This is a genomic window from Enterobacter sp. 198 (genome assembly GCF_009025585.1).
Lineage (GTDB): Bacteria > Pseudomonadota > Gammaproteobacteria > Enterobacterales > Enterobacteriaceae > Enterobacter > Enterobacter ludwigii.
In genome coordinates this window covers 61,609-86,049 of the sequence record NZ_WCIM01000005.1, presented here as the reverse complement: position 1 = coordinate 86,049, position 24,441 = coordinate 61,609, and the positions used below count along the sequence as shown (strand labels likewise).

Below are 24,441 nucleotides of genomic sequence, written 5' to 3'. Positions count from 1 at the left end.
ATGTGTGTTCGAGTCTCTCAAATTTTCGCAAACCGGTGATGAATCGAAAGAAACATCTTCGGGTTGTGAGGTTAAGCGACTAAGCGTACACGGTGGATGCCCTGGCAGTCAGAGGCGATGAAGGACGTGCTAATCTGCGAAAAGCGCCGGCGAGGTGATATGAACCTTTGACCCGGCGATGTCCGAATGGGGAAACCCAGTGTGTTCCGACACACTATCGTTAACTGAATACATAGGTTAACGAGGCGAACCGGGGGAACTGAAACATCTAAGTACCCCGAGGAAAAGAAATCAACCGAGATTCCCCCAGTAGCGGCGAGCGAACGGGGAGCAGCCCAGAGTCTGAATCAGCTTGTGTGTTAGTGGAAGCGTCTGGAAAGTCGCACGGTACAGGGTGACAGTCCCGTACACGAAAGCACACAGGCTGTGAACTCGAAGAGTAGGGCGGGACACGTGGTATCCTGTCTGAATATGGGGGGACCATCCTCCAAGGCTAAATACTCCTGACTGACCGATAGTGAACCAGTACCGTGAGGGAAAGGCGAAAAGAACCCCGGCGAGGGGAGTGAAAAAGAACCTGAAACCGTGTACGTACAAGCAGTGGGAGCCTCTTTTATGGGGTGACTGCGTACCTTTTGTATAATGGGTCAGCGACTTATATTCTGTAGCAAGGTTAACCGTATAGGGGAGCCGAAGGGAAACCGAGTCTTAACTGGGCGTTAAGTTGCAGGGTATAGACCCGAAACCCGGTGATCTAGCCATGGGCAGGTTGAAGGTTGGGTAACACTAACTGGAGGACCGAACCGACTAATGTTGAAAAATTAGCGGATGACTTGTGGCTGGGGGTGAAAGGCCAATCAAACCGGGAGATAGCTGGTTCTCCCCGAAAGCTATTTAGGTAGCGCCTCGTGAACTCATCTTCGGGGGTAGAGCACTGTTTCGGCTAGGGGGCCATCCCGGCTTACCAACCCGATGCAAACTACGAATACCGAAGAATGTTATCACGGGAGACACACGGCGGGTGCTAACGTCCGTCGTGAAGAGGGAAACAACCCAGACCGCCAGCTAAGGTCCCAAAGTCATGGTTAAGTGGGAAACGATGTGGGAAGGCACAGACAGCCAGGATGTTGGCTTAGAAGCAGCCATCATTTAAAGAAAGCGTAATAGCTCACTGGTCGAGTCGGCCTGCGCGGAAGATGTAACGGGGCTAAACCATGCACCGAAGCTGCGGCAGCGACACTATGTGTTGTTGGGTAGGGGAGCGTTCTGTAAGCCGTTGAAGGTGTCCTGTGAGGGGTGCTGGAGGTATCAGAAGTGCGAATGCTGACATAAGTAACGATAAAGCGGGTGAAAAGCCCGCTCGCCGGAAGACCAAGGGTTCCTGTCCAACGTTAATCGGGGCAGGGTGAGTCGACCCCTAAGGCGAGGCCGAAAGGCGTAGTCGATGGGAAACAGGTTAATATTCCTGTACTTGGTGTTACTGCGAAGGGGGGACGGAGAAGGCTATGTTAGCCGGGCGACGGTTGTCCCGGTTTAAGCATGTAGGCGGAGGTTCCAGGTAAATCCGGTTCCTTATTAACGCTGAGGTGTGATGACGAGGCACTACGGTGCTGAAGTAACAAATGCCCTGCTTCCAGGAAAAGCCTCTAAGCATCAGGTAACATCAAATCGTACCCCAAACCGACACAGGTGGTCAGGTAGAGAATACCAAGGCGCTTGAGAGAACTCGGGTGAAGGAACTAGGCAAAATGGTGCCGTAACTTCGGGAGAAGGCACGCTGATATGTAGGTGAAGCCCCTGCGGGTGGAGCTGAAATCAGTCGAAGATACCAGCTGGCTGCAACTGTTTATTAAAAACACAGCACTGTGCAAACACGAAAGTGGACGTATACGGTGTGACGCCTGCCCGGTGCCGGAAGGTTAATTGATGGGGTTAGCGGTAACGCGAAGCTCTTGATCGAAGCCCCGGTAAACGGCGGCCGTAACTATAACGGTCCTAAGGTAGCGAAATTCCTTGTCGGGTAAGTTCCGACCTGCACGAATGGCGTAATGATGGCCAGGCTGTCTCCACCCGAGACTCAGTGAAATTGAACTCGCTGTGAAGATGCAGTGTACCCGCGGCAAGACGGAAAGACCCCGTGAACCTTTACTATAGCTTGACACTGAACACTGGTCCTTGATGTGTAGGATAGGTGGGAGGCTTTGAAGCGTGGACGCCAGTCTGCGTGGAGCCAACCTTGAAATACCACCCTTTAATGGCTGGTGTTCTAACGTAGACCCGTAATCCGGGTTGCGGACAGTGTCTGGTGGGTAGTTTGACTGGGGCGGTCTCCTCCCAAAGAGTAACGGAGGAGCACGAAGGTTAGCTAATCCTGGTCGGACATCAGGAGGTTAGTGCAATGGCATAAGCTAGCTTGACTGCGAGAGTGACGGCTCGAGCAGGTGCGAAAGCAGGTCATAGTGATCCGGTGGTTCTGAATGGAAGGGCCATCGCTCAACGGATAAAAGGTACTCCGGGGATAACAGGCTGATACCGCCCAAGAGTTCATATCGACGGCGGTGTTTGGCACCTCGATGTCGGCTCATCACATCCTGGGGCTGAAGTAGGTCCCAAGGGTATGGCTGTTCGCCATTTAAAGTGGTACGCGAGCTGGGTTTAGAACGTCGTGAGACAGTTCGGTCCCTATCTGCCGTGGGCGCTGGAGAATTGAGGGGGGCTGCTCCTAGTACGAGAGGACCGGAGTGGACGCATCACTGGTGTTCGGGTTGTCATGCCAATGGCACTGCCCGGTAGCTAAATGCGGAAGAGATAAGTGCTGAAAGCATCTAAGCACGAAACTTGCCCCGAGATGAGTTCTCCCTGAGACTTTAAGTCTCCTGAAGGAACGTTGAAGACTACGACGTTGATAGGTCGGGTGTGTAAGCGCAGCGATGCGTTGAGCTAACCGATACTAATGAACCGTGAGGCTTAACCTTACAACGCCGAAGATGTTTTGGCGGTGAGAGACGATTTTCAGCTGATACAGATAACAGAATTTGCCTGGCGGCTTTAGCGCGGTGGTCCCACCTGACCCCATGCCGAACTCAGAAGTGAAACGCCGTAGCGCCGATGGTAGTGTGGGGTCTCCCCATGCGAGAGTAGGGAACTGCCAGGCATCAAATTACGTAGTAAGCCGGTGCATAAATCCGGTGGTTACAGCAGTCTTCGGTGGAGCGGTAGTTCAGTCGGTTAGAATACCTGCCTGTCACGCAGGGGGTCGCGGGTTCGAGTCCCGTCCGTTCCGCCACTTATTAAGACATTAAGCCTGCCTACCCGGCAGGCTTAATGGCAAAAGACTTTAGGGGCGTAGCTCAGTTGGTAGAGCACCGGTCTCCAAAACCGGGTGTCGCGAGTTCGAGTCTCTCCGCCCCTGCCATATATAATCCTTTGCTTCGGCAAAGGATTTTTTTTGCCTGAAAGACGCCAGTCCCCTCTTCAGACGTTGCCGCCAGCATTTCTGCTGGCGCATGCATCAATCCATAATGTTGATTTTTAGAAGATCTTTTATCTGCGATTGCTTATCGCTGTTCTGGAGCCAGATGGCATACAGCGGTCTGGAAAGCGTGGTGGAGTCCACAACGGTATGCAACCCGGGTTTCGTGTCTGCCCAGCGAACAGGTAACCAGGTGCACCCCTTCAGCAAGGAGAGCTGCTGACAGGCGATCTCCGCAGAGCTGGTTGTTAACTGTGGCACATCATCCGGAGCAATCAATCCCGCCTCGTGTTGCTGGAAATCTGGCCCCCACTCCAGACGCAGATAGGTCAGGTCGGCTTTCATCATTGAAGGCTCGGAGGCATAAAGCGCAAGGCCAAACTGGCCAACAATCTGGCTGCTAAATTCGTCCATTTTGGGGGCTTCGGTCGTGATCAGAAGATCCAGCTGGCGCTCGTGCAGTTGCTTAACGAGCGACTGACGTTGCGCAATCCGCGCTTCAAATTGCAAATGGTTGTGGGAAGGGTAGAGCCGGGTAAGCCACTGACTGAGCATACATTCCCACAACGATGCGCTGGCCCCAATGGAGAACTCGTTATGCCTCGAGGTGTGCGCAACCTCTTTACGTGCCGCCTGCCAGGTATTCATCAGTGTTTCTGCATACGGCAGCAGTTTTTCACCGGCTGGCGTGAGGCGTATGTTGTTACGGTGGCGGGTAAAAAGATTCACACCCAGTTGATTTTCCAGCTGTCGAATACGAAAACTGACCGCTGACTGCGTCAGGTAAAGGGCTTCCGCTGCTCGCCCAAAGTGGCGCGTTCTGCTCACTTCCAGGAAAGTTTTTAGCAATTCCGTATCCACATCTTTCTCCGCAAAATAATTTGTCGTTATGATTTAAATGTTTTGTTTTACACTCTGTCAAGCGTAACTAATACTCCGCGCCATAAATAGCTCGGCCAAAGAATTAGGAGCGTGTAGGATGGCGGAAAGCTTTACGACGACTAATCGTTTTTTCGACAATAAAAATTATCCACGCGGGTTCTCTCGTCACGGCGATTTCACCATCAAAGAGGCGCAGATGCTTGAGCGTCATGGTTATGCCTTTAACGAGCTGGATCTGGGTAAACGTGAGCCTGCAACTGAAGACGAAAAACAGTTTGTCGCAGTCTGCCGTGGCGAGCGTGAGCCACAGTCTGAAGCAGAACGTGTATGGATCAAGTATATGGCACGCATTAAGCGTCCAAAGCGTTTCCATACGCTGTCTGGCGGTAAGCCGCAGATGGAAGGTGCTGAAGACTACACTGAGTCTGACGACTAACAAGAAAAGGGGCTGTGGCCCCTTTTTTTATGCCAGTAACTTTTGCAGGTGCAGGAGCAAGCGATCGATCGCACGATAGCTTAACGCTTCCTGCAGATGCCGCCTCTCAATGTCAGGGCACTTTTCCACATCGGCGATGGTGCGGGCGACTTTTATAAGACGCTGCCATGCGCGAATGGAAAGCCCAAAGCGCGTCAACGTATCCTCCAGCCAGCATGAATCTTCAGTCTTAAGAGGACAAAACTGCCGAATCTCAGCGTTATCCAGACGGGCATTCAGCTTATGTTGACGCATATACTGCCGGGCCTGCGCGGCGATAACCCGCTCGCGAACCTCCACCGTACTCTCTCCTCTGGCGCTGCTCTGGCTGAGCAGGCCGGGAGGAGGCAAGGGGATTTCCAGCGACAAATCGAAACGATCCAGGAAAGGACCAGATAACTTCCCCAGGTAGCGCAGCGTCTGTTCAGGCGTGGAGCGATTGTGGTTTCCCTGATAATGGCCCGATGGGCTGGGGTTCATTGCCGCTACCAGCTGGAACCGCGCGGGATAGCTTATTTTGGCGCGTGCACGGGAGATATGGATCTCACCCGATTCGATGGGCTCCCTCAGCGCATCCAGAACGCGGCGTTCAAATTCAGGCAGTTCATCCAGAAACAGGATGCCGTTGTGCGCCAGAGAGATCTCTCCCGGCCCTGGTATGGTGCCACCGCCGACCATGGCCGCCAGTGAGGCACTGTGGTGCGGAGAGCGAAACGGGCGACGTCGCCACTGTTTTTGCAATGACACTGAACTCACCAGACTAAATATCGCCGCGCTTTCCAGCGCTTCATGGTTATTAAGTGGAGGCAATAAACCATTCAATCTGCTCGCCAGCATCGTTTTTCCTGTACCCGGTGGGCCAATCAGCAACAGGTTATGTCCGCCAGCAGCGGTGATCTCCAGCGCCCGCTTCCCCTGCTCCTGGCCGAAAATATCGCTCAGATCGTCCGGGCTTTCTGCCAGGGGATCGCCTGATTCTTCCGGCTCTGACAGCACATGTTGCCCCTCAAGATACGCGCACACTTCCTGTAAATGCCCGGCTAGCAGACATCCTCTCTCGGCTATCAGGCTCACTTCTGCACCATTTTCATTGGCAACAATGATTTGTCGACCTGCGCGAATGGCCTCCAGCGCACCCGAGATGGCACCAGGAACGCCCCTCAGCGCGCCTGTGAGCGCCAGTTCACCGATGAACTCATATGCGCCTAGTCTGCTGCTGTTAAGCTGCTCAGAGGCGGCGAGGAGCGCTATAGCGATAGGTAAATCATATCGCCCTCCCTCTTTAGGCAAGTCTGCAGGCGCAAGGTTGATGGTGATTTTCTTTGCCGGAAAGGTATAACCGCTATTAATAATCGCACTGCGCACCCGATCTCTGGCTTCCTTTACCGTGGTCTCCGGCAATCCAACCAGCGTCAGCCCGGGCAGCCCGTTGCTGAGATGAACTTCTACCGAAATAAGCGGTGCTTTTACGCCAATGGCCGCTCGGGTATAAACAACTGACAGTGACATAAGCACCTCCTCAGGAGATGACTATGCCTGTGACCGATATGCATGTTTAGCAGCATTTAGCGGATTTACGCATCCTCTTCCGAGTTTTTAACGTCAAGATGTAACCTTTTCTTTTCTGCGGAACCCTGCTCGCAAAAAAATGTACAGGCGACATACCGCTCTGTCCGTGCTGAAAAAATGAAAAATATTCACTATCTAATTTCTTTATATAAAACAATGCGTTCATAAAATATGATTCGCAGGCTAACGAAAACAGCCATAAATAAATCTTGTGTTTGATTTAAAAACTGTGATAACTCTTTAGGTATTCCTTCGAACAAGATGCAAAAAGAACTGAAAATGACAGCCCTTCTACGAGTGATTAGCCTGGTCGTGATTAGCGTGGTGGTGATTATTATCCCACCGTGCGGGGCTGCACTTGGACGAGGAAAGGCTTAGAAATCAAGCCTTAACGAACTAAGACCCCCGCACCGAAAGGTCCGGGGGTTTTTTTATGACTAAAAAACTTACACGAGGAGCAGAGAATGACTAATAGCACAAAATTCTGTTTCTCCCGATTTATGACGGGGAACTAACTATGAATGGTGCACAGTGGGTAGTACATGCGTTGCGCGCACAGGGAGTCGACACTGTCTTCGGTTATCCGGGGGGCGCAATAATGCCGATTTACGATGCATTGTATGACGGCGGCGTGGAACACCTCTTGTGCCGACACGAGCAGGGCGCAGCGATGGCCGCCATTGGCTATGCACGTGCCACCGGTAAAACCGGTGTCTGCATGGCAACCTCAGGGCCGGGTGCCACAAACCTGATCACCGGCCTGGCGGATGCACTGCTTGATTCCGTTCCCGTTGTCGCCATCACCGGTCAGGTGGCCTCGCCCCTCATTGGTACTGATGCCTTCCAGGAAGTGGACGTGCTCGGCTTGTCACTGGCCTGCACCAAACACAGCTTCCTCGTTCAGTCTCTGGAAGAGCTGCCGCGTGTGATGGCAGAGGCGTTTGAGGTGGCAAACTCTGGTCGCCCTGGACCGGTTCTGGTTGATATCCCGAAAGATATCCAGGTTGCTCTGGGCGATCTGGAACCGCACTTCTCCACCGTTGAAAGCGACGATGCATTCCCGCACGCCGCGGTGGAAGAGGCGCGGCAGATGATTGCCCACGCTAAACAACCGATGTTGTACGTAGGGGGTGGGGTTGGTATGGCACAGGCCGTTCCCGCCCTGCGCGAATTCATCGCGGTTACGCAAATGCCCGCCACCTGTACGTTGAAAGGTCTTGGCGCGGTAGATGCGGACTATCCGTATTATCTGGGCATGCTGGGGATGCACGGTACCAAAGCGGCGAACCTGGCCGTGCAGGCGTGTGACTTGCTGATCGCCGTAGGTGCCCGTTTTGATGATCGTGTCACCGGCAAGCTGAATACCTTCGCGCCGAATGCCAACGTGATCCACATGGATATCGACCCGGCGGAGATGAACAAACTGCGTCAGGCGCATGTGGCCCTGCAGGGCAATCTCAACGCGTTATTACCGGCTTTACAGCAGCCTCTGAAAATCGACGCATGGCGTCAGCACACCGCCGAAATGCGCGTTGAACATACCTGGCGTTACGACCATCCTGGTGACGCCATCTATGCGCCACTGCTGTTAAAGCAATTGTCCGACCGTAAACCGGCAGACTGTGTGATCACGACGGATGTAGGCCAACACCAGATGTGGTCAGCACAGCACATGACTTACACGCGCCCGGAAAACTTCATTACCTCCAGCGGCTTAGGGACGATGGGCTTCGGTCTCCCTGCCGCGGTAGGGGCGCAGGTTGCCCGCCCGAACGATACGGTTATCTGTATCTCCGGTGACGGCTCTTTCATGATGAACGTTCAGGAGCTGGGCACCGTTAAGCGCAAGCAGTTACCGTTGAAAATCGTCTTGCTCGATAACCAGCGTTTAGGAATGGTTCGTCAGTGGCAACAGCTGTTTTTCCAGGAACGCTATAGTGAGACTACCCTGACGGATAACCCCGATTTCCTCATTCTGGCCAGCGCCTTTGGTATCCCTGGCCAGCACATCACCCGTAAAGACCAGGTTGAAGCGGCACTCGACACCATGCTGTCAAGCGAAGGGCCGTACCTGCTTCATGTCTCAATCGACGAGCTTGAGAATGTCTGGCCGTTGGTACCGCCAGGTGCCAGTAACTCACAAATGCTGGAGAAATTATCATGATGCAACATCAGGTCGCCGTGCAGGCTCGCTTCAATCCAGAGACATTAGAACGCGTTTTGCGTGTGGTGCGTCACCGTGGCTTTCAGATTTGCTCTATGAATATGGAGACGGCCACTGATGCTCAAAATATCAGTATCGAATTAACCGTTGCCAGCCCGCGGTCGGTCGACTTACTGTTTAGTCAGTTAACAAAACTGGTAGACGTTGCACATGTTGCCATCTGCCAGAGCACAACCACATCACAACACATCCGTGCTTAAGCGCGACAGGAAGAGAAAATGACGACAAAAAAAGCTGATTACATTTGGTTCAATGGTGAGATGGTTCGCTGGGAGGACGCGAAAGTCCACGTTATGTCCCACGCGCTGCATTACGGTACCTCTGTCTTCGAAGGCATCCGTTGCTACGACTCACACAAAGGGCCAGTGGTGTTCCGTCATCGCGAACACATGCAGCGTCTGCATGACTCAGCCAAAATTTATCGTTTCCCGGTTTCTCAGAGCGTGGATGAGCTGATGGAAGCCTGCCGCGACGTGATTCGTAAGAACAACCTCACCAGTGCCTATATTCGTCCGCTGGTGTTTGTAGGTGATGTGGGCATGGGCGTGAACCCGCCAGCCGGTTATACCACCGATGTGATCATTGCTGCGTTCCCGTGGGGTGCTTATCTGGGGGCTGAAGCTCTGGAGCAGGGGATCGACGCAATGGTTTCTTCCTGGAACCGCGTGGCACCAAACACGATCCCGACGGCGGCAAAAGCGGGCGGTAACTACCTCTCCTCACTGCTGGTCGGTAGCGAAGCGCGCCGTCACGGTTATCAGGAAGGTATCGCGCTGGACGTGAATGGCTATATCTCTGAAGGTGCAGGTGAAAACCTGTTCGAAGTGAAAGACGGCATCCTGTTTACGCCGCCATTTACCTCTTCCGCTCTGCCGGGCATTACCCGTGACGCCATCATCAAGCTGGCAAAAGATTTGGGTATCGAAGTCCGTGAGCAGGTCCTGTCCCGCGAATCCCTGTACCTGGCCGATGAAGTGTTCATGTCCGGTACCGCGGCGGAAATTACGCCGGTTCGTAGCGTAGACGGTATTCAGGTTGGTGCTGGCCGCTGTGGTCCGGTCACCAAACGTATTCAGCAAGCCTTCTTTGGCCTCTTCACCGGTGAAACGGAAGATAAATACGGCTGGCTGGATCAGGTTAATCAATAAGCATAAATATGGGACGGCACGCACCGTCCCATTCAATAGTCAGACGGGAGTAAATAAAGCATGCCTAAGTATCGTTCCGCCACCACCACTCATGGCCGTAATATGGCAGGTGCCCGCGCACTGTGGCGCGCCACCGGGATGACCGACGCCGATTTCGGTAAGCCTATTATCGCCGTGGTGAACTCCTTCACCCAGTTTGTGCCGGGCCACGTGCACCTGCGCGATCTCGGCAAACTCGTTGCCGAGCAAATCGAAGCCTCCGGCGGTGTGGCGAAAGAGTTCAACACCATTGCGGTGGATGACGGTATCGCGATGGGTCACGGGGGTATGCTCTATTCACTGCCGTCGCGTGAGCTGATCGCCGACTCGGTGGAGTATATGGTGAACGCCCATTGCGCGGATGCCATGGTTTGTATCTCCAACTGCGACAAAATTACTCCGGGGATGCTGATGGCTTCCCTGCGTCTGAACATTCCGGTGATCTTCGTCTCCGGCGGTCCAATGGAAGCGGGTAAAACCAAGCTTTCCGATAAAATCATCAAGCTCGACCTGGTCGATGCGATGATTCAGGGCGCGGATCCAAAAGTTTCTGATGAGCAAAGCGATCAGGTTGAACGTTCTGCGTGCCCAACCTGTGGCTCCTGCTCAGGTATGTTCACCGCGAACTCCATGAACTGTCTGACCGAAGCGCTGGGTCTGTCTCAGCCGGGCAACGGCTCGCTGCTGGCGACCCACGCCGACCGTAAACAGCTGTTCCTTAATGCCGGTAAACGCATCGTTGAGCTGACCAAACGCTACTACGAGCAAGATGATGAAAGCGCGCTGCCGCGTAATATCGCCAGCAAAGCCGCGTTTGAAAATGCCATGACGCTGGATATCGCCATGGGCGGTTCCACCAACACCGTTCTCCACCTGCTGGCCGCTGCGCAGGAAGCTGAAATCGACTTCACCATGAGCGATATCGACAAGCTGTCCCGCAAAGTACCGCAGCTCTGTAAAGTTGCGCCGAGTACCCAGAAATACCACATGGAAGATGTCCACCGTGCGGGTGGCGTACTGGGTATTCTCGGTGAACTGGATCGCGCCGGGCTGCTGAACCGCAACGTCAAAAACGTGCTCGGCCTGACGCTGCCGGAGTCGCTGGACAAATACGACGTCATGCTCACGAAAGACGATGCGGTGAAAAAGATGTTCCGCGCCGGCCCGGCAGGTATTCGTACCACCCAGGCCTTCTCACAGGATTGCCGCTGGGACACGCTGGATGACGATCGTGCAGAAGGCTGTATTCGCTCACTGGAACATGCCTACAGCAAGGACGGCGGTCTGGCCGTGCTCTACGGTAACTTTGCAGAAAACGGCTGTATTGTAAAAACCGCAGGCGTGGATGACAGTATTCTCAAATTCACCGGCCCGGCAAAAGTGTACGAAAGCCAGGACGACGCGGTAGAGGCTATTCTCGGTGGCAAAGTGGTGGAAGGCGACGTGGTTGTCATTCGCTACGAAGGGCCGAAAGGCGGGCCGGGTATGCAGGAGATGCTCTATCCCACCACCTTCCTGAAATCCATGGGCCTCGGTAAAGCCTGTGCGCTGATCACCGACGGACGTTTTTCTGGCGGTACGTCTGGTCTCTCCATTGGCCACGTGTCACCGGAAGCGGCAAGCGGCGGCAACATCGCGATTATTGAGGATGGCGATCTGATCGAAATTGATATCCCGAATCGCGGTATTCAGTTGAAACTGAGCGACCAGGAGATTGCGGCGCGTCGTGAAGCCCAGGAAGCTCGCGGTGACAAAGCCTGGACGCCAAAAGATCGCCAGCGCGACGTCTCCTTCGCCCTGCGCGCCTATGCGAGCCTTGCCACCAGTGCAGATAAAGGCGCGGTGCGCGACAAATCGAAACTTGGGGGCTAATGATGGCCGAGTCGCAACCGTTATCCGCCGCCCCTGAGGGGGCGGAATACCTCAGGGCGGTGCTACGTGCACCGGTCTATGAAGCCGTACAGGTCACGCCGCTGCAGAAGATGGAAAAACTCTCCTCGCGCCTCGACAACGTGATTCTGGTGAAACGCGAAGACCGCCAGCCGGTACACAGCTTCAAGCTGCGTGGCGCCTACGCGATGATGGCCGGGTTGACCGACGAGCAAAAAGCGCGGGGGGTGATTACCGCCTCTGCGGGCAACCACGCGCAGGGAGTCGCGTTCTCCTCAGCGCGCCTGGGGCTGAAAGCGCTGATTGTTATGCCGGTTGCTACTGCCGATATCAAAGTGGATGCCGTACGCGGTTTCGGCGGTGAAGTGTTGCTCCACGGCGCAAACTTTGACGAAGCCAAAGCCAAAGCGATAGAGCTGGCGCAGCAACAGGGGTTTACCTGGGTGCCGCCGTTCGATCATCCGATGGTCATTGCCGGACAGGGGACGCTGGCGCTTGAGCTGCTGCAGCAGGATGCGCATCTCGACCGCGTCTTCGTGCCGGTTGGCGGTGGCGGCCTCGCGGCGGGCGTAGCGGTGCTGATCAAACAGCTGATGCCGCAAATCAAAGTGATTGCCGTTGAGGCGGAAGACTCGGCCTGTCTGAAAGCAGCGCTGGATGCCGGTCATCCGGTGGACTTACCACGCGTCGGGCTGTTTGCTGAAGGCGTGGCGGTTAAACGCATTGGCGATGAAACCTTCCGTCTTTGCCAGGAGTATCTCGACGATATTATCACCGTCGACAGCGACGCCATCTGCGCCGCAATGAAAGATCTGTTCGAAGATGTGCGTGCGGTAGCGGAACCTTCCGGTGCGCTGGCGCTGGCGGGGATGAAGAAATACATCGCGCAGCACAACATCCGCGGCGAGCGTCTGGCGCATGTCCTTTCTGGTGCCAACGTGAACTTCCACGGTCTGCGCTATGTTTCCGAACGCTGCGAGCTGGGTGAGCAACGCGAAGCGCTGCTGGCGGTTACCATCCCGGAAGAAAAGGGCAGCTTCCTGAAGTTTTGTCAGCTGCTGGGCGGCCGTTCAGTCACGGAGTTTAACTACCGTTTTGCCGACGCCCGAGATGCCTGCATTTTTGTCGGCGTACGGTTAAGCCGTGGTCTGGAAGAGCGTAAAGAGATCCTCCACCTGCTCCACGAAGGTGGCTACAGCGTCGTGGATCTCTCTGACGATGAGATGGCGAAACTGCACGTGCGTTACATGGTGGGCGGGCGTCCGTCGAAGCCGCTGCAGGAACGTCTCTACAGCTTCGAGTTCCCGGAGTCACCGGGCGCGTTGCTCAAGTTCCTGCATACGCTGGGCACGCACTGGAACATCTCTCTGTTCCACTACCGCAGCCACGGTACGGATTATGGGCGCGTGCTGGCCGCCTTCGAACTGGGCGAGCACGAGCCTGATTTCGAAACGCGGCTGAACGAGCTGGGCTATGAGTGTCACGATGAAACCCATAACCCGGCGTTCAGGTTCTTCCTGGCGGGCTAGTGGTTAGGCAGTATCTGCCAGAAGGCATCAATAAGCGGCTCCTGCAGCCGCTTTTTTTGTGCGCACACGCCAAGCTCAAACGGCGTTTTTTCGTCGCTGCGCTCCAGAATCATCACGCGATTACGCACCGGTTCCGGGCTGTTCTCCAGGACCACTTCCGGCAGCAGTGCCACGCCGCAGCCCAGCGCCACCATTGACACCATCGCCTCATGCCCGCCAACCGTCGCGTAAATCGACGGGTTGCTGATCTTCTGGCGACGAAACCAGAGCTCAATACGACGGCGCACCGGCCCCTGATCGGCCATGATAAAAGGCACCGTTGACCAGTCTGGCTTTTCCACCGACACCTGATTACGCACCGGGCAGGGTAACGCGGGGGCAATCAACACGACCGCCAGGTTTTCCAGCATTGAGAACGCGACAGCGCCTGGCAGGGTTTCGGGTTTCCCGGCAATGGCAAGATCCGCCTCGCCTGTCACCACTTTTTCCATTGCATCGGCGGCATCACCGGTGGTGAGTTTAATTTCCACCGACGGTTGTTCTGCGCGAAAGCGGTCAAGAATCGGCGGCAGATGGCTATAGGCCGCGGTCACGGAGCAGAAAATATGCAGCTCGCCGGACAGCGATGGCCCTTTCTGGTCAATGGTGTGTCGCAGCTGTTGATACTGCAGCAGCGTTTGTTGGGCAAAGACCCGTAACTCCTCACCGGCTTCCGTCAGGGTGACGGTGCGGTTGTCGCGTACAAACAGGGGCTGACCGAGGTCTTCCTCAAGGCGCTGGATCTGGCGCGAAAGCGTGGAGGGACTGACGTGCATCGCCCGGGCGCTGCGTCCAAAGTGACGGCTTTCCGCCAGATGCAGGAACATTTTCAGATCGCGTAAATCCACTGATTTCACTCCCCCTTTTTACATTGCAAATATTGCAACGTGACGTTGTGAATATATCAATTTCCGCAATAAATTTCCTGTCATATAGTAAGTTCATTCTCGCAAAAGCGAACCGAACAATAAGCACAACAACACAACATCACGGAGTCCATTATGGCTAACTACTTTAATACACTGAATTTGCGCCAGCAGCTGGCGCAGCTGGGCAAATGCCGCTTTATGGCGCGCGACGAATTTGCCGATGGCGCGAGCTACCTTCAGGGTAAAAAAGTGGTCATCGTCGGCTGCGGCGCCCAGGGTCTGAACCAGGGCCTGAACATGCGTGACTCCGGTCTGGATATCTCCTACGCCCTGCGTAAAGAAGCGATTGCTGAGAAGCGTGCGTCCTGGCGCAAAGCGACCGAAAATGGTTTTAAAGTCGGTACCTACGAAGAACTGATCCCCCAGGCAGACCTGGTGGTTAACCTGACGCCAGACAAACAGCACTCTGACGTTGTGCGTTCCGTGCAGCCGCTGATGAAAGACGGTGCGGCGTTGGGTTACTCCCACGGCTTTAATATCGTTGAAGTGGGCGAGCAGATCCGTAAAGACATCACCGTTGTGATGGTGGCGCCGAAGTGCCCGGGTACAGAAGTACGTGAAGAGTACAAACGTGGCTTCGGCGTGCCAACGCTTGTCGCCGTTCACCCGGAAAACGATCCGAAAGGCGAAGGTATGGCGATCGCCAAAGCATGGGCTGCAGCAACGGGTGGCCACCGTGCGGGCGTTCTGGAATCGTCTTTCGTCGCGGAAGTTAAATCTGACCTGATGGGTGAGCAAACCATCCTGTGCGGTATGCTGCAGGCGGGCTCTCTGCTGTGCTTCGACAAGCTGGTGGAAGAGGGTACAGACCCGGCATACGCAGAAAAACTGATTCAGTTCGGCTGGGAAACGATCACCGAAGCGCTGAAGCAGGGCGGTATCACGCTGATGATGGACCGTCTGTCCAACCCGGCGAAACTGCGTGCTTACGCGCTGTCTGAACAACTGAAAACGATCATGGCACCGCTGTTCCAGAAACATATGGACGACATTATCTCCGGCGAGTTCTCTTCCGGCATGATGGCGGACTGGGCTAACGACGATAAGAAACTGCTGACCTGGCGTGAAGAGACCGGTAAAACCGCTTTTGAAACCGCCCCACAGTTTGAAGGTAAAATCGGCGAGCAGGAGTACTTCGATAAAGGCGTTCTGATGATTGCGATGGTGAAAGCTGGCGTTGAGCTGGCGTTCGAAACCATGGTGGATTCCGGCATCATCGAAGAGTCTGCCTACTATGAATCACTGCACGAGCTGCCGCTGATTGCGAACACCATCGCCCGTAAGCGTCTGTACGAAATGAACGTGGTTATCTCTGATACCGCCGAGTACGGTAACTACCTGTTCTCTTACGCTTGCGTACCGCTGCTGAAAGAGTTCATGACGACTCTGCAGCCGGGCGACCTGGGCAAAGCGATTGCGGAAGGTGCAGTGGATAACGCGCAGCTGCGTGATGTAAACGAAGCCATTCGCGGCCATGAAATCGAGAAAGTGGGCCAGAAACTGCGTGGCTACATGACCGATATGAAACGTATCGCGGTAGCAGGTTAATACCCGGGCGGGCTGATGCCCTGACCTGATTCAACGCACAAGGCCTTCTCTCAGAGAAGGCCTTGCTGTTATTTGCGGTACAGAACCTTAATAACATGGTAGCCAAACTGCGTGTGCAGTGGGCCTGTGGGTTCCAGCACCGGGCAGGAAAAGACCACTTTATCGAACGCCGGAACCATTTGACCCTGACGGAATTCACCTAAATCACCGCCGCGTTTACCTGACGGACAAATAGAGTGTTTCTTCGCCAGCTTGCCGAAGTCGGCGCCGTTTTTGATCTGCTCGAGAAGATCCAGAGCCAGTTTTTCTTCTTTTACAAGGATATGCAGTGCTGCCGCGGTTTTTGCCATGATCGTGCCTTGAGTGGTATGGATTAGGCTCGCTATACTACCACGCTGTTATTCTCCCCTCCTGACTTTCATTGAGTGATCATTTATGCGTTTAAACCCCGGACAACAACAAGCCGTCGAATTTGTCACTGGACCCTGTCTGGTGCTGGCGGGCGCGGGATCCGGCAAAACGCGCGTCATCACCAATAAGATTGCCCACCTGATCCGCGGCTGCGGGTATCAGGCTCGCCACATCGCGGCGGTGACGTTTACTAACAAAGCAGCGCGCGAGATGAAAGAGCGTGTCGGCCAGACGCTGGGGCGTAAAGAGGCGCGCGGTCTGATGATTTCCACCTTCCATACGCTGGGGCTGGATATCATCAAACGTGAATACGCCGCGCTGGGGATGAAATCCAACTTCTCACTGTTTGACGATACCGACCAGGTGGCCCTGCTCAAGGAGCTCACCGAGGGGCTGATCGAAGATGATAAGGTTCTGCTGCAGCAGCTGATCTCAACGATCTCCAACTGGAAAAACGATCTGATGACCCCGGCCCAGGCCGCGGCGATCGCCAAAGGCGAGCGGGATCGGATCTTCGCCCACTGCTACGGTCTGTACGATGCGCATATGAAAGCCTGTAACGTGCTGGATTTCGACGACCTGATCCTGCTTCCCACGCTACTGCTGCAGCGTAATGAAGAGGTGCGTGAGCGCTGGCAGAATAAAATCCGCTACCTGCTGGTGGATGAGTATCAGGACACCAATACCAGCCAGTATGAACTGGTGAAACTGCTGGTGGGACAGCGCGCGCGTTTCACGGTGGTCGGAGATGACGATCAGTCCATTTACTCCTGGCGCGGTGCGCGTCCGCAAAACCTGGTCCTGCTGAGTAAAGATTTCCCGGCGCTGCAGGTGATCAAACTGGAGCAGAACTACCGTTCCTCCGGGCGTATCCTTAAAGCCGCGAATATCCTGATCGCCAACAACCCGCACGTGTTCGAAAAACGCCTGTTCTCCGAACTGGGTTACGGTACAGAGCTTAAAGTGCTCAGTGCCAACAATGAAGAGCACGAAGCGGAGCGGGTCACAGGCGAACTTATCGCCCACCACTTCGTCAATAAAACCGAATACAAAGACTACGCGATCCTCTATCGCGGCAACCACCAGTCACGCGTCTTTGAAAAGATGCTGATGCAAAACCGCATCCCGTACAAAATTTCGGGCGGGACCTCCTTCTTCTCGCGGCCCGAAATCAAAGATCTTCTGGCCTACCTGCGTGTGCTCACTAACCCGGATGATGACAGCGCGTTTCTGCGTATCGTGAATACCCCGAAACGGGAAATTGGCCCGGCGACGCTACAAAAGCTTGGCGAGTGGGCGATGACGCGTAATAAGAGTCTCTTTACCGCCAGCTTCGATATGGGGCTGAGTCAGACACTCACCGGACGCGGCTACGATTCATTAACCCGCTTTACCCACTGGCTTGGTGAAGTGCAGCGGCTGGCAGAGCGCGAACCTATCGCCGCCGTGCGCGACCTTATCCACGGTATCGACTACGAGTCCTGGCTGTATGAAACCTCCGCCAGTCCGAAAGCGGCCGAGATGCGCATGAAAAACGTTAACCAGCTGTTCAGCTGGATGACTGAAATGCTGGAAGGCTCGGAGATTGATGAACCGATGACCCTGACGCAGGTGGTTACCCGCTTTACCCTGCGCGATATGATGGAGCGAGGCGAGAGCGAAGAAGAGGCCGATCAGGTTCAGCTGATGACGCTGCATGCGTCAAAAGGTCTGGAATTCCCGTATGTCTATCTGGTTGGCATGGAAGAGGGGTTACTGCCGCACCAGAGCAGCATTGATGAAGATAACGTCGATGAGGAGCGCCGTCTGGCCTATGTTGGCATCACGCGCGCTCAGAAAGAGCTGACCTTCACGCTGTGCAAAGAGCGTAGACAATATGGTGAACTGGTGCGCCCGGAGCCGAGCCGTTTCCTGCTGGAACTTCCGCAGGACGACCTCATCTGGGAGCAGGAGCGTAAAGTGATTACGGCTGAAGAGCGGATGCATAAGGGGCAGGCGAACGTCGCTAACATCCGCGCCATGCTGGCGAAAGCCAAAGAGAAGGGGTAGGTTGTTACACGCCCGGCAAGCGTAGCGCTACCGGGCATGTCCGCCCTGTTATTTCACCTCAAGCACCCAGTGTACGTAGCTTTGCCACTGACACTCCTGCTCGACCATCTCCGCCCCAAGCGGATGATTATCCAGCCAGTTTTCCGGCAACGTCAGCGAAAGTTTTTCGTCATCCGCCACCAGATTGAGTGCCGGCAGCAAATCATCGCGGCGGCGGCTGGCAAACAAAATAGCCAGACGCAGCAGGCGGCACATATGCTCGGCTACGCGCGGCGGTACGGCGTTTTGCTGATGCAAAGAGGAGAGGTCAACGGCATTGGTCTGGTTCAGCAGCAGCGTTGCCAGCAACTTTTTTTGCGCAGGGGTATAGCCGGGTAAATCGAGGTTACGCACCAGATAAGCGGCATGAGCCGGGGCCTGTTTGAAATCAATGCTCAGTCCGATTTCATGCAGTGCACAGGCACTTAGCAGCAGATCACGACTCAAAGGGTCCAGATCCCAGGCGTTAGCCACATGATCGGCGAAGCGTGACGCCAGCTGTGCCACGCGGCCTGCCTGATCGATATCAACCAGGAAACGACGCTGCACGTTTCGCAGGGTACGGCTGCGAATGTCCTGATCGACCGACAGGTGCAACATCCCGTAGACCAGACCTTCACGCAGCGCGCCGCCCGCCAGCGTCATACATTTGATGTTCAGCTCGGTGAAAATGGCGATCAGGATCGCGAGCCCGCTCGGGAATACCAGCGCGCGTTCAAGCGTCAGGCCTTCAATTTCCAGCTCTTCCAGACGCCCGCACTGAATGGCCCGCTGTTTAAGCTGCTGAAGCTTGGCAAGCGTGATCCGCTCATCCATGCCCTGCGCCATCATAATTTCCTGCAATGCCTGCACGGTACCGGAGGCCCCCACGCAGACTTTCCAGCCGTGGTAGCGCAGTTCGTCCATCACCGGGCGTAACACCTCGCGTGCGGCAGTTTCCGCCTCGTCGAAGTTCTCCTGACCCAGATTGCGGTCAGTAAAGTAGCGCTCAAGCCAGGTTACGCAACCCATCGACAGGCTGAATAGTGACGTTGCCTGCGCACCGGTGCCGGTCACGAGTTCGGTACTGGCGCCCCCGATATCCACAACCAGACGACGATCGTCGCCTCCCGTGGTGTGCGCAACGCCCTGATAAATCAGGCGCGCTTCTTCTTCACCGCTGATAACCTGCACCGGACAACCGAGAATTTCCTGCGCTTTGGCAATAAAATCCACGGCGTTAACCGCCAGGCGGAGTGTCGCTGTGGCGACGACGGTGATTTGGGAATGCGGGATATCCTGCAGACGCTCTGCAAAGAGTCGCAGGCACTGCCAGCCACGTTCCATGGCTTCAGGAGAGAGGTGATTATCGCTGCTCAGGCCCGCCGCGAGGCGGACCTTGCGCTTAATGCGCGTCAGCGTTTGTATGCTTCCCGCCACCTCGCGCACAACCAGCATATGAAAACTATTCGAACCGAGATCAATTGCCGCATAAAGCGAGGTGGAGCTGAGCATAATTTTTTAACCTGAGCGACGACGATTACGCGGCGCGCCAGATCGACGCGGGCCATTGCCGGATCGGGCGCGGGTAAGGCGCTTAGCCGGCGGCAGTTCGCTTAGTAGCGCATCCGGGTTGTACTTACTCACCGGAATAGAATGGCCGATGTACGTCTCAATCGCCGGCAGGTTCAGCGCATACTCTTCACACGCGAGACTGATAGAGTGGCCGCTTGCACCCGCACGACCGGTACGACCGATACGGTGTACATAGTCTTCGCAGTCATCCGGCAGGTCATAGTTAAAGACGTGCGTAACGGCTGGAATGTGCAGGCCGCGCGCTGCGACGTCGGTGGCGACCAGAATATCGAGATCGCCACGGGTGAATTCTTCAAGAATACGCAGGCGTTTTTTCTGCGCAACATCGCCCGTCAGCAGGCCAACACGGTGACCGTCTGCAGCCAGATGGCCCCAGATATCTTCACAGCGGTGCTTGGTGTTCGCGAAGATAATGGCGCGGTCTGGCCACTCTTCTTCGATCAGCGTTTGCAGCAGACGCATTTTCTCTTCATTGGAAGGATAGAAGAGTTCTTCTTTGATGCGGTGGCCGGTTTTCTGCTCGGGTTCCACTTCCACATACTCGGCGTTGTTCATCTGCTCGAATGCCAGTTCGCGTACGCGATACGACAGGGTCGCAGAGAACAGCATGTTGAGGCGCTGATTCGCGGGTGGCATGCGGCGGAACAGCCAGCGGATATCTTTAATGAAGCCCAGATCGTACATACGGTCAGCTTCATCCAGCACCACAACCTGGATGGCACCAAGGTTAATGTGGTTCTGTTTTGCGTAGTCGATAAGACGGCCGGTGGTACCGATCAGGATATCCACACCGCTTTCCAGCACTTTCAGCTGTTTATCGTAACCATCGCCGCCATAAGCCAGGCCGATTTTCAGGCCCGTAGCCTGCATCAGGGGTTCAGCGTCTGCGTGGATCTGTACCGCCAGTTCTCGCGTCGGGGCCATAATTAGCGCGCGCGGCTGGTTAACTTTGCGGTCTGCAATCGCTGGATGAGAAAGTAAATAATGAAACGTTGACGTTAAAAACGCCATCGTTTTGCCAGTACCGGTTTGCGCCTGCCCTGCTACGTCACGTCCCGCCAGCGTCAGCGGCAGGGCGAGAGCCTGAATGGGCGTGCAGTTATGAAACCCTTTATTTTCAAGGGCTTCGATCACTTTTGGGTGCAGGGCGAAGTCGGAAAACTTCTGTTCTGTTAAATGTGTTTTGCTCATAGTGTGGTAGAATATCAGCTTACTATTGCTTTACGAAAGCGTATCCGGTGAAATAAAGTCAACCTTTAGTTGGTTAATGCGACATCAACACGTCGTTGATGAGGGCGAAACCAACGCACCAGGCTTATTCCTGTGGAGTTATATATGAGCGATAAAATTATTCACCTGACTGACGACAGTTTTGACACGGACGTACTTAAGGCTGACGGGCTGACACTCGTCGATTTCTGGGCTGAATGGTGTGGTCCTTGCAAAATGATCGCCCCGATTCTGGATGAGATCGCTGACGAATATCAGGGCAAACTGACCGTTGCCAAGCTGAACATCGACCAGAACCCGGGCACCGCACCAAAATACGGTATCCGTGGCATTCCGACCCTGCTGCTGTTCAAAAACGGCGAAGTGGCAGCGACCAAAGTGGGCGCACTGTCCAAAGGTCAACTGAAAGAGTTCCTCGACGCTAACCTGGCGTAAGGTTTCTTTGCTGCGCGTCCAGAGCGCCTAAATTATGTGGAACTCTGGACGCCCGGCTGAAGTCGTGCTAAGTTAGCTATGACTTCGTTTTAAACATATCTTGTTGTTTGAATCTTGTTTTACCCGATACTTCCCGTTGTTGACACAAACAGTGCGTGAAGTTGCTAAATTCCGGGCTTGTCACTCAATCCGTCTTGTCGTTTCAGTTCTGCGTTTTTTCCCTGTGACCAGACAGCGAACAGACATGAGTTGATGGCCGCTAAACAGGCATGGATGACCCTGCCATACCATTCACAACATTAAGTTCGAGTATCACCCCGAGTTTAAGAACCCACACCATTATGAATCTTACCGAATTAAAGAATACGCCGGTTTCTGAGCTGATCACTCTCGGCGAAAATATGGGGCTGGAAAACCAGGCTCGTATGCGCAAGCAGGACATCATTTTCGCCATCCTGAAGCAGCACGCTAAGAGTGGCGAAGATATCTTTGGCGACGGTGTGCTGGAGATATTGCAAGACGGATTTGGTTTCCTCCGCTCTGCAGACAGCTCCTACCTCGCCGGCCCTGACGACATCTACGTATCCCCTAGCCAAATCCGCCGTTTCAACCTCCGCACTGGTGACACCATTTCAGGTAAGATTCGTCCTCCAAAAGAGGGTGAACGCTACTTTGCGCTGTTGAAAGTGAATGAAGTTAACTTCGACAAACCGGAAAACTCCCGTAATAAGATCCTGTTTGAGAACTTAACGCCGCTGCACGCGAACTCTCGCCTGCGCATGGAGCGTGGTAACGGCTCAACTGAAGATTTAACCGCTCGCGTCCTGGATCTGGCATCGCCAATCGGTCGTGGCCAGCGTGGTCTGATCGTCGCACCGCCAAAAGCGGGTAAAACCATGCTGCTGCAGAATATCGCGCAGAGCATCGCTTATAACCACCCAGACTGCGTACTGATGGTACTGCTGATTGACGAACGTCCGGAAGAAGTGACCGAGATGCAGCGTCTGGTTAAAGGTGAAGTGGTTGCTTCTACCTTTGACGAACCCGCATCTCGCCACGTTCAGGTTGCGGAAATGGTTATCGAGAAGGCGAAACGCCTGGTTGAACACAAGAAAGACGTGATCATCCTGCTCGACTCCATCACCCGTCTGGCGCGTGCCTACAACACCGTCGTTCCGGCTTCCGGTAAAGTGCTGACGGGGGGTGTGGACGCTAACGCCCTGCATCGTCCAAAACGCTTCTTCGGTGCGGCACGTAACGTGGAAGAGGGTGGCAGCCTGACCATCATCGCTACGGCGCTGATCGATACGGGTTCCAAAATGGACGAAGTTATTTACGAAGAGTTTAAAGGTACAGGTAACATGGAACTGCACCTCTCTCGTAAAATTGCTGAGAAACGCGTCTTCCCGGCTATCGACTACAACCGTTCCGGTACCCGTAAAGAAGAGCTGCTCACCACCCAGGAAGAGCTGCAGAAAATGTGGATCCTGCGCAAAATCATCCATCCAATGGGTGAAATCGACGCAATGGAGTTCCTCATTAACAAACTGGCGATGACCAAAACTAACGACGATTTCTTCGATATGATGAAACGCTCGTAACGCAAATAAAGCCAGCAAGCGCCACGTTTTTACGTGGCGTTTTTCTTTTATGGCTTATACGCTATTAATGCAGACTCCCATTTCAGACCAGTCAGTGCGACAATAAGACTGTTTGTGCAGTTAATGAAATAATTGATTGAAAAATATACAAAGGGAGTTGTAAGAAGCCTTCTTTATTACTTCTGAGGCAGGGGCTTCATGGTTATACTTCCGGGACTAACTTTTGTTGAGAGCAATCCATTGTGAATCTACTCACCGCCGTTACTGAGCTAATCAGTATTTTTTTATTCACAACCTGTTTTTTGTTCATCGCGCGCAAGGTGGCCAAAAGAATAGGGTTGGTGGATAAGCCTAATTTTCGTAAACGTCATCAGGGACTTATTCCTCTGGTTGGAGGGATTTCTGTTTACGCTGGTATCTGTTTCACGTTTGGTATTGCGGATTACTATATTCCACACGCCGCCCTCTACCTTGCCTGCGCCGGTGTCCTGGTGTTAGTCGGGGCGCTGGATGATCGGTTCGATATCGCGGTAAAAATTCGCGCCACCGTCCAGGCCGCCATTGGCGTGATCATGATGGTCGTTGGTGGGCTATACCTGAGAAGCCTCGGTTATGTGTTCGGACCCTGGGAGTTAGTACTGGGTCCCTTTGGTTTCTTCCTGACACTGTTTGCCGTCTGGGCGGCGATAAATGCGTTCAACATGGTGGATGGTATTGACGGCCTGCTCGGTGGATTGTCGTCGGTTTCGTTTGCCGCAATCGGCATCATTTTATGGTTCGATGGTCAGTACAGCCTGTCGATGTGGTGTTTTGCCATGATTGCCGCCATTCTGCCTTATATCCTCTTAAATCTCGGTGCGCTCGGTCGTCGCTATAAAGTGTTTATGGGTGATGCGGGCAGTACGCTGATCGGCTTTACCGTTATCTGGATTTTGCTGGAGACTACTCAGGGTAAAACCCACCCGATTAGCCCGGTAACAGCGCTGTGGATTATTGCCATTCCGCTAATGGATATGGTGGCGATTATGTATCGTCGTCTGCGTAAAGGAATGAGTCCTTTCTCTCCCGATCGTCAGCATATTCACCATCTCATCATGCGTGCCGGTTTTACTTCGCGTCAGGCGTTTGTGCTGATTACCCTGGCTGCCGCTATTCTGGCCGCAATTGGGGTGGCTGCGGAATATGCTCATTTCATCCCTGAATGGGTCATGTTGGTATTATTCTTGCTAGCGTTTTTCCTGTACGGCTACTGCATTAAGCGCGCATGGAAAGTGGCGCGGTTTATTAAACGTCTTAAACGCAGGATGCGTCGCAACAGTGGCAACAATACAACATTAACTAAGTAAAACCGGGACTA

General features: G+C 54.3%; 19 protein-coding genes, 2 tRNA genes and 2 rRNA genes. 17 read left to right on the top strand and 6 right to left on the bottom strand.

Annotated elements, in window-relative coordinates; translation table 11 throughout:
- Positions 1-69: 69 nt before the first annotated feature.
- The 4 genes from F8561_RS01315 (at position 70) to F8561_RS01300 (ending at position 3,415) form a co-directional block, all read left to right on the top strand.
- Positions 70-2,975 (top strand): 23S ribosomal RNA (locus F8561_RS01315).
- A gap of 63 nt (positions 2,976-3,038) precedes the next feature.
- Positions 3,039-3,154: ribosomal RNA gene (gene rrf / locus F8561_RS01310) — 5S ribosomal RNA — on the top strand.
- Positions 3,155-3,209: 55 nt separating this feature from the next.
- Positions 3,210-3,286, top strand: a tRNA-Asp gene (locus tag F8561_RS01305).
- 53 nt (positions 3,287-3,339) lie between these two features.
- Positions 3,340-3,415 (top strand) — tRNA-Trp (locus tag F8561_RS01300).
- A 96-nt stretch (positions 3,416-3,511) separates the two neighbouring features.
- Here F8561_RS01300 and hdfR read toward each other — a convergent pair.
- Positions 3,512-4,333: an HTH-type transcriptional regulator HdfR gene (hdfR, locus tag F8561_RS01295; protein WP_014172169.1), complete on the bottom strand. Its 822-nt coding sequence runs from the start codon at positions 4,331-4,333 to the stop codon at positions 3,512-3,514.
- A 118-nt stretch (positions 4,334-4,451) separates the two neighbouring features.
- Here hdfR and F8561_RS01290 point away from each other — a divergent pair, with 118 nt between their 5' ends.
- Complete coding sequence (locus F8561_RS01290) at positions 4,452-4,790, top strand: DUF413 domain-containing protein (protein WP_014172168.1); 339 nt, start codon at positions 4,452-4,454, stop codon at positions 4,788-4,790.
- 27 nt (positions 4,791-4,817) lie between these two features.
- Here F8561_RS01290 and F8561_RS01285 read toward each other — a convergent pair whose 3' ends face one another.
- Positions 4,818-6,338, bottom strand: a complete 1,521-nt coding sequence (locus F8561_RS01285) for a YifB family Mg chelatase-like AAA ATPase (protein ID WP_151887067.1) — start codon at positions 6,336-6,338, stop codon at positions 4,818-4,820.
- A gap of 339 nt (positions 6,339-6,677) precedes the next feature.
- Here F8561_RS01285 and ilvL point away from each other — a divergent pair, with 339 nt between their 5' ends.
- From ilvL to ilvA, 7 genes are all read left to right on the top strand, one after another.
- A complete protein-coding gene (gene ilvL, locus F8561_RS01280) occupies positions 6,678-6,776 on the top strand; it encodes an ilv operon leader peptide (protein ID WP_001311244.1) in 99 nt (32 codons plus the stop codon).
- 86 nt (positions 6,777-6,862) lie between these two features.
- Positions 6,863-6,913 carry a peptide IlvX gene (ilvX, locus tag F8561_RS01275; protein WP_102046757.1) on the top strand — a complete coding sequence of 17 codons (51 nt, stop codon included), beginning with the start codon at positions 6,863-6,865 and terminating at the stop codon, positions 6,911-6,913.
- Positions 6,914-6,915: 2 nt separating this feature from the next.
- Entirely contained in the window at positions 6,916-8,562 is a 1,647-nt protein-coding gene (gene ilvG, locus F8561_RS01270; protein ID WP_151887066.1) for an acetolactate synthase 2 catalytic subunit, read from the top strand.
- Positions 8,559-8,822, top strand: coding sequence for an acetolactate synthase 2 small subunit (gene ilvM / locus F8561_RS01265; protein ID WP_151887065.1), 264 nt, complete (start codon positions 8,559-8,561; stop codon positions 8,820-8,822). Before ilvG ends, ilvM begins: the two co-directional genes overlap by 4 nt.
- An 18-nt stretch (positions 8,823-8,840) precedes the next feature.
- The gene (gene ilvE, locus F8561_RS01260) at positions 8,841-9,770 is read left to right on the top strand and encodes a branched-chain-amino-acid transaminase (RefSeq protein WP_025202772.1); all 930 of its coding nucleotides are present in this window, start codon (positions 8,841-8,843) and stop codon (positions 9,768-9,770) included.
- Between the two features lie 60 nt (positions 9,771-9,830).
- A complete protein-coding gene (gene ilvD / locus F8561_RS01255; RefSeq protein WP_020882897.1) occupies positions 9,831-11,681 on the top strand; it encodes a dihydroxy-acid dehydratase in 1,851 nt (616 codons plus the stop codon).
- 2 nt (positions 11,682-11,683) lie between these two features.
- Positions 11,684-13,228: a threonine ammonia-lyase, biosynthetic gene (gene ilvA / locus F8561_RS01250; RefSeq protein ID WP_025202773.1), complete on the top strand. Its 1,545-nt coding sequence runs from the start codon at positions 11,684-11,686 to the stop codon at positions 13,226-13,228.
- Here the strand turns inward: ilvA and ilvY are convergent.
- The gene (gene ilvY / locus F8561_RS01245; protein WP_020882896.1) at positions 13,225-14,115 is read right to left on the bottom strand and encodes an HTH-type transcriptional activator IlvY; all 891 of its coding nucleotides are present in this window, start codon (positions 14,113-14,115) and stop codon (positions 13,225-13,227) included. The genes ilvA and ilvY overlap by 4 nt on opposite strands.
- 153 nt (positions 14,116-14,268) lie before the next feature.
- Between ilvY and ilvC the strand changes: the two genes are divergently transcribed.
- Positions 14,269-15,744, top strand: coding sequence for a ketol-acid reductoisomerase (ilvC, locus tag F8561_RS01240; RefSeq protein ID WP_151887064.1), 1,476 nt, complete (start codon positions 14,269-14,271; stop codon positions 15,742-15,744).
- Between the two features lie 68 nt (positions 15,745-15,812).
- Here ilvC and ppiC read toward each other — a convergent pair whose 3' ends face one another.
- Positions 15,813-16,094: a peptidylprolyl isomerase PpiC gene (gene ppiC, locus F8561_RS01235; protein WP_008501570.1), complete on the bottom strand. Its 282-nt coding sequence runs from the start codon at positions 16,092-16,094 to the stop codon at positions 15,813-15,815.
- Between the two features lie 85 nt (positions 16,095-16,179).
- Here ppiC and rep point away from each other — a divergent pair, with 85 nt between their 5' ends.
- The gene (gene rep, locus F8561_RS01230) at positions 16,180-18,204 is read left to right on the top strand and encodes a DNA helicase Rep (protein WP_014172160.1); all 2,025 of its coding nucleotides are present in this window, start codon (positions 16,180-16,182) and stop codon (positions 18,202-18,204) included.
- Positions 18,205-18,252: 48 nt separating this feature from the next.
- Here the strand turns inward: rep and gppA are convergent, their stop codons facing one another.
- Both gppA and rhlB read right to left on the bottom strand, forming a co-directional pair.
- Positions 18,253-19,737, bottom strand: coding sequence for a guanosine-5'-triphosphate,3'-diphosphate diphosphatase (gene gppA / locus F8561_RS01225; RefSeq protein ID WP_014172159.1), 1,485 nt, complete (start codon positions 19,735-19,737; stop codon positions 18,253-18,255).
- Positions 19,738-19,743: 6 nt separating this feature from the next.
- Complete coding sequence (gene rhlB / locus F8561_RS01220; RefSeq protein WP_014172158.1) at positions 19,744-21,009, bottom strand: ATP-dependent RNA helicase RhlB; 1,266 nt, start codon at positions 21,007-21,009, stop codon at positions 19,744-19,746.
- Positions 21,010-21,153: 144 nt separating this feature from the next.
- On the opposite strand from rhlB, the gene trxA reads away from it, so the two are divergent.
- The 3 genes from trxA to wecA all read left to right on the top strand — a co-directional run bounded on the left by trxA (position 21,154) and on the right by wecA (position 24,430).
- Complete coding sequence (gene trxA / locus F8561_RS01215; protein ID WP_004386384.1) at positions 21,154-21,483, top strand: thioredoxin TrxA; 330 nt, start codon at positions 21,154-21,156, stop codon at positions 21,481-21,483.
- Positions 21,484-21,824: 341 nt separating this feature from the next.
- Positions 21,825-23,084, top strand: coding sequence for a transcription termination factor Rho (rho, locus tag F8561_RS01210; protein ID WP_008501566.1), 1,260 nt, complete (start codon positions 21,825-21,827; stop codon positions 23,082-23,084).
- Between the two features lie 242 nt (positions 23,085-23,326).
- Positions 23,327-24,430 (top strand): UDP-N-acetylglucosamine--undecaprenyl-phosphate N-acetylglucosaminephosphotransferase, encoded by a 1,104-nt coding sequence (gene wecA, locus F8561_RS01205; RefSeq protein WP_014172155.1) that lies wholly within the window; start codon positions 23,327-23,329, stop codon positions 24,428-24,430.
- Positions 24,431-24,441: the final 11 nt, after the last annotated feature.